Here is a 12,332-nt window from a genome sequence, read left to right as displayed (position 1 = left end):
GATTTTGTAGGTAACCGGTTCCACATAATCATGTGTAGTTGAAAATTAGATAACAATGATTATTTTTATTGAGATCGATTTTTGTGATTTACATCGAAATACAGGCTACGCTGCGCCCTGGCCGCGAAAAGTGTAAAATGGTCAGAAATGACGAACTTACGAGAAGCCTTTATGTCGACGATGCAGGAAGTGGCGAAAAAAGCAGGCGTATCAAAGGCGACCGTTTCGCGCGTGTTGTCGGGCAAGGGCTACGTGAGCGAGGCCACTAAAACGCAGGTGTACCAGGCCATTCAGGAAACGGGATATCGCCCTAATCTGCTGGCACGCAATCTGGCGACCAGCAAATCAGGCTACATCGGCCTGGTGGTGACCAACACGTTGTACAGCGGGAACTATTTTAGCGAACTGCTTTCCCAGGCTGCGCTAAAGCTCGAAGCCAGCGGGCGGCAGCTGATTTTGGTCGACGGCAAACACAGCGCTCAGGAAGAGCAGGCTGCCGTGCAGTTTCTGCTCGATTTGCACTGCGACGCGGTGATCATTTACCCGCGTTTTTTAAGCGTGGATGAGATGGATGCGCTGATTGAGCAGCATAAGCAGCCGATCATGGTGATGAACCGCAAGCTGCGTAAACACCAGAGCCACTGCATTTGCTGCGATCACAAAGGCTCCAGCTTCAAGGCCACGCGCTACCTGATTGACCAGGGGCATCGGGATATCGCCTTTATCACCGGCGTCCTCGACTCTCCCACGGCGAGAGAGCGTCTGTCTGGCTACCGCGAAGCGCTGGAGCAGGCCGGGCTGCCGGTCCGGGACGAGCTTATCGCCACCGGAAAATGGACGCCTGTCAGCGGGTCGGCGGCGGTAGAAACGCTGCTCTCAGCGAAACAGGATTTTAGCGCCCTGGTCGCCAGCAACGATGACATGGCTATCGGCGCTATCAGCAGACTCGGCCAGTCGGGCCTGTCGGTGCCGCGCGATGTGTCGGTTATTGGCTTTGATAATGTCCCGACCGGGACTTTTCTCACCCCGCCGCTGTCGAGCGTGAAAGAGCCGGTGAGCGAGATGATCCATGAAGTGATTAACCGCCTGACGGCGATGCTGGACGGCGGCTATTTCTCACGGGATAACTTGTACAGTTCTGAGATGATCGTGCGCGATTCTGTGACGAAAGGACCGTATTTTCAGCCAAAATAGGGTAAAAGCAAAAGGAGCGAATTTCGCTCCTTTTCTGTCATTACGCTCGGCAGCCAAACACCGCTTCTACGGCAAAGGCAGCGATTTGCCCATCCTGCTCTTTTGTCGCACCCGACACGCCAATCGCGCCAATAACCGCGCCCTCCGCGTTGCGCAGCGGGATACCGCCGTCAATGCCCACCAGCCCACCGTTGCTGTTCTCCAGCGAATACGCCGGACCGTTCGGGTGCAAATTAGCGCCGACATCTTCGCTATTGGCCTGGAACAGCACCGCCGTACGCGCTTTGCGAATGGCGATATCAATGGTGGCCAGGAATGTCCCGTCCATGCGGGCAAAGGCCGTTAGGTGGCCGCCGCTGTCCAGCACCACCACGGAAACAGGAGGAAAGCTGTGGGCCTCCACCGCCGTTTTGACGCCGGCGATCAGCGCTTCTGCAAGCACTAAACTGACTGTCACGATGAAAACCTCAATGTGCTAACGGCGGATGTTTTTTGGCGTCAATAACCGCCCAGGTGTGGATCAGCAGGCCAAATACCGCCAGAATTGCCCCAACCCAGCCGGTGGACTCCCAGCCAAAGCCTGCGGAAATGGTCACCCCACCAAGCCAGGCGCCTAACGCGTTGGCAATGTTGAACGCCGAGTGGTTCATCGCCGCCGCCATAGTTTGCGCGTCACCGGCCACGTCCATCAGGCGAATTTGCAGCACCGAAGAAAGCGACACCATTGTGCCCACCAGCATCACGGTGACCGCGCCCAGCCACGGATAGTGCGAGGTGTAAACGTAAGCGCTGAGCACCAGAATCGCCCAAATCAGCAGCAGGCGAACGGTTTTCTCCAGCCCTCGATCCGCCAGGCGGCCGCCGACGATATTGCCGACAATCATGCCCAGGCCGAACATCGACAGGATCACCGGGATCATGCCTACCGACTGGTGCGCCAGCTCCAGCATCGTTGGCTTAACGTAGCTGAAGACGGAGAACATTCCGCCGCTGCCAATCGCGCCGATAGCCAGCGTCAGCAGCACCTGCTTGCGGGTCAACGCGGTCAGCTCACGCAGAGGGCTGGCGTCTTTATCCCCGGCATGCCACGGTACCCAGATCCACACCAGAATCAGCGTCAGCACGGCAAGCCCGCCCACGATAGCAAACGCGCTGCGCCAGCCGAATAGCTGCCCAATGGCCGCCACGGCGGGCACGCCCAGTAAGTTGGCTATCGTCAGGCCGAGCAGCACCATCGACACCGCCTGCGCCCGCTTCGAACGCTCCACAAGGCTTGCCGCCAGCAAAGCCGCGACGCCAAAGAACGTGCCGTGCGGGAAACCGGCCAGGAAGCGCGCCAGCATCATGGAGTAATAGCCTGGTGCAAAAGCGCTCAACAGGTTGCCAACGGCAAACATCGCCATCAGGGCAATCAGAAAGTCACGCCTCGCCATGCGGGCACCCAGCACCGCCAGCAGCGGAGCGCCAACCACCACGCCCAGCGCATAAATGCTGATCAGGTGGCCTGCAGAAGGTATAGAAACGTGCAGCCCGTTTGCGGCATCGGGTAGCAGTCCCATGATGACGAATTCGCCGGTACCGATGGCGAAGCCGCCCATGCCGAGCGCGAACAGCGCTTTTAGCAGCCCCGCTCGCGACAGGGAAACCGTCTCGGCCCCCTGTTTCAGGGGTTGTTCATTCAGTGATGACATAGTTTTTTTGACTTGTGCAGGTGAACAACAAAATACGCCCCGGCGCGATTCAGCGGGGCGCGGGAGAGAACTAAAGCGATGTTTTTCCGGTGCGGAGGTGCCATAAATTCGGCCCCCAGCGGGGTGCTAATATGCCTGGCTAAAATGTGATCAATATCGCATTTGTCTTCGGCGGTCAACGTCCAGCCGGACACGTCTTCCACCCCGTTGAGCTGTTCAGGACGACGAGCGCCCCACAGCGCAATGGTTGGGCCGGCATCCAGCACCCAGCGCAGTGCCAGGGCCATCACGCTCTTGCCGTAACGCTCTGCAGCAAACGCTTTCAATGTTTCGACTGCGCCCAGATACTGCGCAAAGCGCGGCGGCTGGAATTTCGGATCAAAGCTGCGCAGGTCGCCTTCGCCAAACGCGGTTTCCGGCGTCATGCGACCGGACAGCAAGCCCCGGCAAATCGCGCCGTAGGCCAGCACCACCATCTGATGGTATTTCGCATAGGGCAGAAGGTCCGTTTCTGTCGCGCCGCGTTCAAACAGGTTGAGCGGTGGCTGCATGGTTGCCAGCGGCGCGGCGCTGCGGAATCTGTCCATTTGCGCTGGGGAATAGTTGCTGACGCCGAGGGCGCGGAATTTCCCCTGCTGATGCAGCGTTTCCAGCACGCGCGCGGTTTCGTCTATCGCCACTAAATCGTCCGGCCAGTGTACCTGGTACAGGTCGATATAATCCGTTTGCAGGCGGCGAAGCGAATCTTCAATTTCCTGACGAATGCGCTGCGGCGTGGAATTACGCGTCACCCGCCCGGCGTCGTCCCAGTCCAGCGCCACTTTGGTGGCAATAATCGCCTTGTCCCGGCGGCCCACCAGCGCTTTGCCCACCACCTCTTCGGAATGCCCAAAGCCGTACACCGGCGCGGTATCAATAAGGTTGATGCCGCGCTCCAGCGCCTCGTGCAGCGTCGCTATCGACTGCCCGTCGTGGCTGCCGCCCCACATGCTGCCGCCAATGGCCCACGTGCCCAGGCCGATACGGCTGACGGGCTCAGAGATGCCCGCGATGTGAATTGTTTCGATTGCCATGATTTACCCCTGTCTGTTCTGTGAACCAATTGTAACTCATGTTAAGTTGAATTAATTTCAACGAACCCTTGATGACAGAGGCCCCTTTTATGCCGGTTCCGGTCCGTGGTGAACTCGCCGATCTCAACGTTTTTTTGACCATCTGCCGCCGGAAAAGCTTCCGCCTCGCCGCCTCTGAGCTGGGCGTGTCTACCTCTGCGCTAAGCCACACGATGCGCGGGCTGGAGGAGCGACTTGGGGTGCGCCTGCTCAACCGCACCAGCCGCTCCGTTGTGCCTACCGACGCCGGTGAAGCGCTGCTTGGGCATCTGGAAACGGGGTTTTCCCATATCCGTATGGCGCTTGATGAGCTGGATCATTACCGCGAATCCCCGGTCGGACGGCTGCGGATCAATATCCCGCGAGACGCCGCCCAGCTGCTGTTTGCGCCCGTACTGGCAAAATTTATGGCGATGTACCCCCGGCTGCAGATGGAGATTACCGTCGATAACACGCTGGTTGATATTATCGGCAGCGGCTACGACGCAGGGATTCGCTACGGGGAGAGCGTCCCTAAAGACATGATTGCGATGCCCGTGACGCGTAAGCTTAGGTGGATTGTGGTGGCCTCACCGCAGTATTTAACCTCTACCGCGCACCTCCCACTGAACCACCCGGACGATCTCTTTCAGCACCAGTGCATCCGGATGCGGCTCGGCAACGGCACGCTGTATAAATGGGAGCTTAACCGGGGCAAAGAGGCGCTGGCGCTGGATGTACCCGGCTCGCTGATCCTCAATGAAAGCGAAATGATCATTGATACCGCCCTGAACGGCTTCGGGCTGGCTTATTGCCTGGATGTGCGAGTGCGGCCGTTGCTGGAAAGCGGGCAGCTGGTGCAGGTTATTCCGGAGTGGGTGTGTGAAGATGAACCGATGGTGATGTATTACCCCAGCCGCAGGCAGCTCCATCCCGGCTTGCGGAGACTTATCGAGATGATGCGGGAGGCCACGCTGTACTGATTTTTATCGGATAGAAGAAACAACGACTAGTTATGAAGCGGGTGAGAGGCGCTCACCCGCCCAACGTCTTATTCCGCTTTCGCAGGCTTCAGGCGCTGAGTCAGACCACGCAGGAAGTAGCGCAGGAACTGATCGCCGCACTCGCGGTAGTTTTTATGATCAGGGTTACGCATCATGGCGGTAATTTCCGGCATAGAAATGCGGAACTGCTGGGCGGTCAAGATCTCCAGCACGTCGTCAGACTTCAGCTCAAAGGCGATACGCAGCTTTTTCAGAATAATGTTGTTGGTCATCCGACGCTCAAGCTTCGGCTCCGGCTTGCTTTCGTCTTTGCCGCGTTTGAAGTAGATCAAACCGTTAAGAAAGTTCGCCATGATCAGATCCGGGCAGGCTTTAAAGCCTTCTTCGTCTTCTTTCTTTAACCACGGAGCAATCTGTTCCGCAGGGACGTCGGTGCCGGTCAGGGCAAGGATCTTAACGATTCCATCGTTATTCAGGTTCAGCATGTAGCGAACGCTAAGCAGTACGTCATTATTCAACATGGGGCAATCTCAGGGCTCAAAAGCGGGCAGTATATAGAGAAGCGAACGCGTTGTAACAAAAACCGCGCGGATTTGTCCGCCGGAGCTAAATTTACCGGCGGTGAATTGGCACTCTTCAGGCTTAAGGGTAGACTCAATGGGCTAACTTTCATCCTAAAAGGCAATCATTTGATCCTACGACTTTGGCAAGAATCCGATCGTCCCTTCTTACGCACCCTTTACCTTCACGCCCGCCGCAAAGCCTGGCCCTGGCTCGACGGCAACGCCTGGCAGCTCGAAGACTTTGACAGCGCCACTCAGGATGAACGCATCTGGGTAGCCGAAGATAACGGCCACCGCATCGGCTTCGCTTCCGTCTGGGTGCAGGATAACTTCCTGCATAACCTGTTCGTCAGCCCGGAACATCAGGGAACGGGCGCGGGAAAGGCGCTGCTGAAGAAAGTGCAGAGTGAATTTACCGCAACGGGTTCGCTAAAGTGCCTGGCGAGAAATGAACACGCGATTGAGTTTTATCGGCGTAACGGCTGGCATATTGAGGCTCCGGGAGAGGGGCCGGACGGTGAATACTATTTGATGCATTTTGTGTTGAGGTAGCTCCCTCACCCCGGCCCTCTCCCTGAGGGAGAGGGAAAAACAAGAAACGGAGCTACGGCTAAGTTTTTACACCGCTCTGAAGGCGATCTCGCTAGGGATCACGTCTCCGTTCCAGTAGAGCTGGGCCGCCACGCGCCCCGCCAGGTCGCGGTACAGCGTAGTGATGTCGCTTTCCGGGCGATTAATGACCGTCGGCTTACCGCCGTCGAGGTCTTCACGCAGGGTAATGTGCAGCGGCAACTGCCCCAGCAGCGTGGTGTGATACTGCTGCGCCAGCTTCTCCGCGCCGCCGGTGCCGAAAATCGGCTCCTGGTGACCGCAGTTGCTGCAGATATGAATACTCATATTCTCGACAATGCCAACCACTGGCACCTCAACTTTCTCGAACATCACGATCCCTTTACGGGCGTCAATCAGCGCGATGTCCTGCGGCGTGGTCACGACCATCGCCCCGGTAACCGGAATGTTTTGCGCCAGCGTCAGCTGAATGTCACCGGTGCCCGGCGGCATATCGATCACCAGGTAGTCCAGATCCGGCCACAGGGTTTCCTGCAGCATTTGCATCAGCGCTTTGCTGGCCATCGGGCCGCGCCACACCATGGCGTTTTCGTCGGTAACGAGGTAACCGATCGAGTTAGTTGCCAGGCCGTGCGCCACGATCGGCGCCATGTGCTTGCCGTCCGGGGACGTTGGGCGCTCGTGTTCAGCTCCCAGCATGGTTGGGATCGACGGGCCGTAAATATCGGCATCCAGAATGCCGACTTTGGCCCCTTCGGCCGCCAGCGCCAGCGCCATGTTTACCGCGGTGGTTGATTTCCCCACCCCGCCTTTGCCGGAGCTGACGGCAATAATATTTTTAACGCCGTTAATGCCGGGCTGGTTTTTCACTCGCTTCAGCGTGGCGATGTGATGGCCTAGCTTCCAGTCTACTGCTTTCGCGCCGGTGATCCGCAGCAGGTCTGAACTGCAGGTCTCTTTCAGGGCGTCAAATCCGCTTTGCCAGGCGAACGGCATCTGCAGCTCAACGTGCAGCGTGTCGTCAAGCATGGCGACATGGTGCAGCGCTTTCAGCGCGGTGAGGTTGTGTTTCAAGGTAGGGTGCTGAAAATTAGCCAGGGTCCCGGCAACCATCGCGCGTAGCTGTTCCGGGGACTTGCTGGACGGGGATTGCGAATTCATCCCGACTCCTTATGTTTTTATCGGACATTGCAATCCGCTAAGCATACCAGAAACCACACCACCGATTCATATACGGTTATTGCGGGCTTTGGGGTTACTAAACAATTGCCAATCCGGTAATATCAAGTCCCCTTTTTTAAAATCAGAAGATGCAATTCCCACTATGACTCAACCCGCGAAGAAAATATTGGTAACGTGCGCCCTGCCGTACGCAAACGGCTCAATCCACCTCGGTCACATGCTGGAGCATATTCAGGCTGATGTCTGGGTCCGTTACCAACGAATGCGCGGCAACGAGGTTAACTTCATCTGCGCAGACGACGCCCACGGCACGCCTATCATGCTGAAAGCGCAGCAGCTGGGTATCACCCCAGAGCAGATGATCGCCGAAATGAGTCAGGAGCATCAGACTGATTTTGCAGGCTTTGACATCAGCTATGATAACTATCATTCCACCCACAGCGACGAAAACCGCGAGCTGTCGGAGCTGATTTATGGCCGCCTGAAAGAGAACGGTTTTATTAAAAACCGCACTATCTCTCAGCTCTACGATCCGGAAAAAGGCATGTTCCTGCCGGACCGTTTTGTCAAAGGCACCTGCCCGAAATGTAAAGCCCCGGATCAGTACGGCGATAACTGCGAAGTGTGCGGCTCCACCTACAGCCCAACTGAGCTTATCGATCCAAAATCCGTGGTGTCCGGCGCGACGCCTGAAATGCGTGATTCCGAGCACTTCTTCTTCGACCTGCCCTCCTTCAGCGAAATGCTGCAGGCGTGGACCCGCAGCGGCGCGCTGCAGGAGCAGGTGGCGAACAAGATGCAGGAGTGGTTCGAATCTGGCCTGCAACAGTGGGACATCTCCCGCGATGCACCATACTTCGGCTTCGAAATTCCGAACGCACCGGGCAAATATTTCTACGTCTGGCTGGATGCGCCAATCGGCTACATGGGCTCCTTTAAGAACCTGTGCGACAAGCGCGGCGACACCACCAGCTTCGACGAATACTGGAAGAAAGATTCTACGACCGAGCTGTATCATTTCATCGGCAAAGACATCGTGTACTTCCACAGCCTGTTCTGGCCGGCCATGCTCGAAGGCAGCAACTTCCGCAAGCCAACTAACCTGTTTGTTCACGGCTATGTGACGGTTAACGGCGCGAAGATGTCCAAGTCTCGCGGCACCTTTATCAAAGCCAGCACCTGGCTGAACCACTTTGACGCCGACAGCCTGCGCTACTACTACACCGCGAAGCTCTCTTCCCGCATCGACGATATCGACCTGAACCTGGAAGACTTCGTGCAGCGCGTGAACAGCGACATCGTCAACAAAGTGGTTAACCTGGCGTCCCGTAACGCCGGCTTCATCGCCAAGCGTTTTGACGGCGTGCTGGCCGCAGAGATTGCCGATGCAGAGCTGTATCAAACCTTCACCGACGCGGCAGAAAGCATCGGCGAAGCGTGGGACAGCCGCGAATTCGGCCGTGCTATTCGCGAAATCATGGCGCTGGCGGACATTGCTAACCGCTACGTGGACGAGCAGGCTCCGTGGGTGGTGGCTAAGCAGGAAGGTCGCGATGCCGATCTGCAGGCCATTTGCTCTATGGGCATCAACCTGTTCCGTGTGCTAATGACCTACCTGAAGCCGGTTCTGCCGTCGCTCACCGAGCGTACAGAAGCCTTCCTGAATGCTGAACTGAGCTGGGACAGCATCGCTACGCCGCTGCTGAACCACAAGGTAAACAGCTTCAAGGCGCTGTATAACCGCATCGAAACCAAACAGGTGGAAGCCCTGGTGGAAGCGTCTAAAGAAGAAGTGAAAGCGCTGAATGCGGCGCCGGTAACCGGCCCGCTGGCTGACGATCCGATTCAGGAGACCATCACCTTTGATGACTTCGCGAAAGTGGATATGCGTATTGCGCTGATTGAGAAAGCAGAATTCGTGGACGGCTCCGACAAGCTGCTGCGCCTGACGCTGGATCTCGGCGGCGAAAAACGCAACGTCTTCTCCGGCATTCGTCCAGCTTACCCGGATCCGTCTAAGCTGGAAGGTCGCCTGACCGTGATGGTGGCCAACCTCGCTCCACGTAAGATGCGCTTTGGCGTGTCTGAGGGGATGGTGATGGCTGCAGGTCCTGGCGGGAAAGATATCTTCCTGCTGAGCCCGGACAGCGGTGCTCAGCCCGGCATGGCGGTTAAGTAACCGAGAAAAAACCCCGGAAATCCGGGGTTTTTTCTTATTAGGCGTCTCTTGCCTGCCCGACAGTTTTATCCTTCAGGAACAACACCATCAGGCCAAGCCAAACCACCCCGCCAAGCAGGTTAAACAGGCTGAACAGACCGTTGCCGCCGAACTGGTAGGCGTGCTTGCTCAGCTCAATACCGACGGTAAAGATCAGCATTTGCAGCATGCCCATCGCCGCCGACACCGTGCCTTTACTCATCTCGCTGGCAAACAACGTCAGGCGCACCAGGCCCGCATTCGCCAGGCCGATGCCAAAGGCGTACAGACTCAGGCCAGCGGTCATCCACAAATAAGCATGAGAAGAAACCACCGTAGCCACTGCCGCCACAATCAGGCCCGGCACAATCCACCAGCCGCCCATGATGATCAGGCTGCGCACGCTGCGCCGGGACGTCAGTTTGGCCAGAACCAGGTTACCGAGGATCAGCGCGCCAAAGATGGGTACCTGCAGCAGACCGTATTCATAAGTGCTGAGATTCTCCCCGCTGATGATGATCACCGGCGACTGAGCAATCCACGCCAGCAGCGGCAGGCTTACAAAGCCCGTAGCCAGCGCGCCCGAGACAAAACGCAGGTTTTTCAGCACCAGCTTGTAGTCATGCCCAAGTTCTTTCAGCGAAAGCTTTTCGCCAAGACGCGTCGCGGTTTCCGGCATCGCCTTGTGCAGCCCAAAGAAAGAGATAGCGGCCAGCAGCGCAAACAGCACGAACATCGTTTCCCACGGAGCGACGTGGATCCACGCTGCACCCACCAGCGGCCCAAGCAGCGGCGCGATGAGCGCCACGTTAGCCATCAGCGCGGTTATCTTGATGCAAACCGACTCTTCGAACGACTCCTGAATAGCGGCGTAGCCCACCGCGCCAATAAAGCACAGGCTGACGCCCTGCAGGAAACGCAGGAAGGTGAACTGCTGAATATCCTGGGCCAGCAGCGTTGCAAGGCAGGTGACAATAAACCAGACTACGCCGGTCAGCATCACCGGGCGGCGGCCAATACGGTCAGACAGCGGCCCGAGCAGCCACTGCAGGAACATCCCGCCCGCCAGGTAAGCCGTCATTGAGGTCGGCACCCATTCCACGCCCGCCTGGAACTGATCCACCACGGCCAGCATGCCCGGCTGGATCATGTCATTGCCGATGTAAGTTGAGAATTCGTAGAGCACCAGGCAGAGCGGGAACAGCAGCGCCTGACGGCCTAACGTTTTGTTAGCTATCGTATTATGTTGCATTAGGAACTCAGAAGATAAAGAAACGCGCAGAGTGTATTCAATTGCCCGTACCAGCGGTAGTCAGCGGCTGACAAATAGCACGGGGTGTAAAGCCGCGCACATCATACCTCAATTCTATTAAGGATTTCTTAATCTGTGATGAATATTCTGCTGCCATGCATTTAAGGTCAGTACGGTCTTCGCCAACTACAAGATGAAATGTTTTCCTAAACCAACGGTAAATAAGACAAAACTGCTTTACCGACTACCGTCCCGCTTCTATCTTTTCCAGCTTTGCATCCTGATAATACTGGCTGCCGTTTTTAGCTGGCTTTCCCGGAATGAAGAGCTGGATCGCTGGCTGACCGGGTTCTGGTTTGATGCCGTCAGCCACAGTTTTCCGCTGCAAAACGATCGGCGGCTGGATTTGCTCAACCACCGCCTGTTAAAGGACCTGGTGATTGCAGGCGGGGTTATCGCGCTGCTATGGGGACTCTGGCGTCGTCAGCCGCGGCTGGTCGTAGTGGCGTTGCTCATCGGGCTTGGGGCATTAACGGTCGGCGTCCTGAAAGGGTTTAGCCACCACTCCTGCCCGTGGAGCCTGGTGGAGTACGGCGGGAATGCCGCCTCGTACCCGCTTTTCAGCCCCGCTCCGGCAGACAGCGGGCCAGGAAGATGTTTTCCCGGCGGCCATGCTTCCAGCGGCTTTGGCGTTATGGCGCTGTTTTTTTTGTTTTACCGTGAACGCCCGCGTCTGGCGTGGTTTTTCCTCGGCCTTGGCGTTTTTCTCGGCCTGGGAATGGGGTACGGCCAGGTGATGCGCGGCGCGCACTTTTTCAGCCACAACCTGTGGGCAGGTTGGTGGGTATGGTTAACCCAGGTGGTGCTTTACGGCGCGATATCCACCTGGTCAGTTAAAGCACAGGACAAGTCATAATGGAAACGCTCAACCAGAATCTGTTTTTGCTCATAAATGCCACCCCGTCATCACCGGAGTGGATGATAAAACTGGCGATCTTCTTCGCCCGGGATCTGATCAGCATCGTCCCGCTGCTGATCGTCGCGCTCTGGCTGTGGGGCCAGCGTAAGCAAATGCCGGCCCAGCGCAAGGTGGTGATCAAAACCGGCATGGCGCTGGTGATTAGCGTGGCGCTGTCGTGGATCATCGGTCATGCGTTCCCGCACCCTCGCCCTTTTGTGGTCGGGCTGGGCTACAACTTCCTGCATCATGCGCCGGATGATTCTTTCCCGAGCGACCACGGCACGGTAATCTTCACCTTCGCCCTGGCATTTTTGTGCTGGCACCGCATCTGGTCGGGCGTGATGCTGTTTGCGATCGGCTGCGCGATTGCCTGGTCCCGCGTCTATCTCGGCGTGCACTGGCCGCTGGACATGCTCGGCGGCCTGCTGGTCGGCATGAGCGCCTGTCTGCTGTCGCAGATCGTCTGGAACCTGCGCGGGCCGCAAATCCACCAGCGTCTGCATCAGATTTACCGCTACTGTTTCGCGCTCCCCATCCGTAAAGGCTGGGTGCGTGACTAAGCTGTGCGCCACAGGTAATATGCATTAACTAAAGCCCTGCCTTAGCGGGGCTTTTTAATGTTCAGAG

The 12,332-nt window shown here is 57.2% G+C and carries 12 protein-coding genes; 6 read left to right on the top strand and 6 right to left on the bottom strand.

Going from position 1 to position 12,332, the window contains the following annotated elements; all coding sequences use genetic code 11:
* Positions 1 to 180: 180 nt before the first annotated feature.
* The gene (locus WFK85_RS04745; RefSeq protein ID WP_442892262.1) at positions 181 to 1,194 is read left to right on the top strand and encodes a LacI family DNA-binding transcriptional regulator; all 1,014 of its coding nucleotides are present in this window, start codon (positions 181 to 183) and stop codon (positions 1,192 to 1,194) included.
* A 40-nt stretch (positions 1,195 to 1,234) separates the two neighbouring features.
* Here the strand turns inward: WFK85_RS04745 and WFK85_RS04740 are convergent, their stop codons facing one another.
* From WFK85_RS04740 to WFK85_RS04730, 3 genes are read right to left on the bottom strand one after another with little or no spacing between them, the layout of a single operon-like run.
* Positions 1,235 to 1,651 (bottom strand): GlcG/HbpS family heme-binding protein, encoded by a 417-nt coding sequence (locus tag WFK85_RS04740; RefSeq protein ID WP_336707451.1) that lies wholly within the window; start codon positions 1,649 to 1,651, stop codon positions 1,235 to 1,237.
* Positions 1,652 to 1,661: 10 nt separating this feature from the next.
* Positions 1,662 to 2,885 carry an MFS transporter gene (locus tag WFK85_RS04735; protein ID WP_336707450.1) on the bottom strand — a complete coding sequence of 408 codons (1,224 nt, stop codon included), beginning with the start codon at positions 2,883 to 2,885 and terminating at the stop codon, positions 1,662 to 1,664.
* On the bottom strand, positions 2,873 to 3,958 hold the full coding sequence (locus tag WFK85_RS04730; protein WP_336707449.1) for an aldo/keto reductase: 1,086 nt from the start codon (positions 3,956 to 3,958) through the stop codon (positions 2,873 to 2,875). The genes WFK85_RS04735 and WFK85_RS04730 overlap by 13 nt, the downstream gene beginning before the upstream one ends.
* A gap of 71 nt (positions 3,959 to 4,029) precedes the next feature.
* On the opposite strand from WFK85_RS04730, the gene WFK85_RS04725 reads away from it, so the two are divergent.
* Positions 4,030 to 4,959 carry a LysR family transcriptional regulator gene (locus tag WFK85_RS04725; protein ID WP_008455185.1) on the top strand — a complete coding sequence of 310 codons (930 nt, stop codon included), beginning with the start codon at positions 4,030 to 4,032 and terminating at the stop codon, positions 4,957 to 4,959.
* Positions 4,960 to 5,027: 68 nt separating this feature from the next.
* Here WFK85_RS04725 and WFK85_RS04720 read toward each other — a convergent pair whose 3' ends face one another.
* Positions 5,028 to 5,501: a DUF1456 family protein gene (locus WFK85_RS04720; RefSeq protein ID WP_166991130.1), complete on the bottom strand. Its 474-nt coding sequence runs from the start codon at positions 5,499 to 5,501 to the stop codon at positions 5,028 to 5,030.
* Between the two features lie 168 nt (positions 5,502 to 5,669).
* Between WFK85_RS04720 and WFK85_RS04715 the strand changes: the two genes are divergently transcribed.
* Entirely contained in the window at positions 5,670 to 6,095 is a 426-nt protein-coding gene (locus tag WFK85_RS04715) for a GNAT family N-acetyltransferase (protein ID WP_336707446.1), read from the top strand.
* 66 nt (positions 6,096 to 6,161) lie between these two features.
* Here the strand turns inward: WFK85_RS04715 and apbC are convergent, their stop codons facing one another.
* Positions 6,162 to 7,274, bottom strand: a complete 1,113-nt coding sequence (apbC, locus tag WFK85_RS04710; protein WP_336707444.1) for an iron-sulfur cluster carrier protein ApbC — start codon at positions 7,272 to 7,274, stop codon at positions 6,162 to 6,164.
* Positions 7,275 to 7,437: 163 nt separating this feature from the next.
* On the opposite strand from apbC, the gene metG reads away from it, so the two are divergent.
* Positions 7,438 to 9,474 carry a methionine--tRNA ligase gene (metG, locus tag WFK85_RS04705; protein WP_336707443.1) on the top strand — a complete coding sequence of 679 codons (2,037 nt, stop codon included), beginning with the start codon at positions 7,438 to 7,440 and terminating at the stop codon, positions 9,472 to 9,474.
* Positions 9,475 to 9,511: 37 nt separating this feature from the next.
* On the opposite strand, the gene WFK85_RS04700 is transcribed toward metG, so the two are convergent.
* Positions 9,512 to 10,744 (bottom strand): MFS transporter, encoded by a 1,233-nt coding sequence (locus WFK85_RS04700; RefSeq protein ID WP_166872413.1) that lies wholly within the window; start codon positions 10,742 to 10,744, stop codon positions 9,512 to 9,514.
* A 193-nt stretch (positions 10,745 to 10,937) separates the two neighbouring features.
* Here WFK85_RS04700 and WFK85_RS04695 point away from each other — a divergent pair, with 193 nt between their 5' ends.
* Both WFK85_RS04695 and ybjG read left to right on the top strand, forming a co-directional pair.
* Positions 10,938 to 11,660: a phosphatase PAP2 family protein gene (locus WFK85_RS04695; RefSeq protein ID WP_336707441.1), complete on the top strand. Its 723-nt coding sequence runs from the start codon at positions 10,938 to 10,940 to the stop codon at positions 11,658 to 11,660.
* Positions 11,657 to 12,265: an undecaprenyl-diphosphate phosphatase gene (ybjG, locus tag WFK85_RS04690; protein WP_166992884.1), complete on the top strand. Its 609-nt coding sequence runs from the start codon at positions 11,657 to 11,659 to the stop codon at positions 12,263 to 12,265. Before WFK85_RS04695 ends, ybjG begins: the two co-directional genes overlap by 4 nt.
* The last annotated feature ends 67 nt before the right edge of the window (positions 12,266 to 12,332 follow it).

It is taken from the genome of Cedecea sp. VD22, assembly GCF_037150195.1.
GTDB lineage: Bacteria > Pseudomonadota > Gammaproteobacteria > Enterobacterales > Enterobacteriaceae > Cedecea.
The sequence above is the reverse complement of the archived record's forward strand: the minus strand, read 5'-3'. Positions and strand labels throughout refer to the sequence as shown.

Bases quoted from the DNA above. Each gene is read 5' to 3' on its own strand.
- metG (WP_336707443.1), top strand. From the start codon at position 7,438: ATGACTCAACCCGCGAAGAAAATATTGGTAACGTGCGCCCTGCCGTAC.
- WFK85_RS04700 (WP_166872413.1), bottom strand. From the start codon at position 10,744: ATGCAACATAATACGATAGCTAACAAAACGTTAGGCCGTCAGGCGCTG.
- apbC (WP_336707444.1), bottom strand. From the start codon at position 7,274: ATGAATTCGCAATCCCCGTCCAGCAAGTCCCCGGAACAGCTACGCGCG.
- WFK85_RS04730 (WP_336707449.1), bottom strand. From the start codon at position 3,958: ATGGCAATCGAAACAATTCACATCGCGGGCATCTCTGAGCCCGTCAGC.
- WFK85_RS04720 (WP_166991130.1), bottom strand. From the start codon at position 5,501: ATGTTGAATAATGACGTACTGCTTAGCGTTCGCTACATGCTGAACCTG.
- WFK85_RS04735 (WP_336707450.1), bottom strand. From the start codon at position 2,885: ATGTCATCACTGAATGAACAACCCCTGAAACAGGGGGCCGAGACGGTT.
- WFK85_RS04725 (WP_008455185.1), top strand. From the start codon at position 4,030: ATGACAGAGGCCCCTTTTATGCCGGTTCCGGTCCGTGGTGAACTCGCC.
- WFK85_RS04745 (WP_442892262.1), top strand. From the start codon at position 181: ATGCAGGAAGTGGCGAAAAAAGCAGGCGTATCAAAGGCGACCGTTTCG.
- WFK85_RS04695 (WP_336707441.1), top strand. From the start codon at position 10,938: ATGAAATGTTTTCCTAAACCAACGGTAAATAAGACAAAACTGCTTTAC.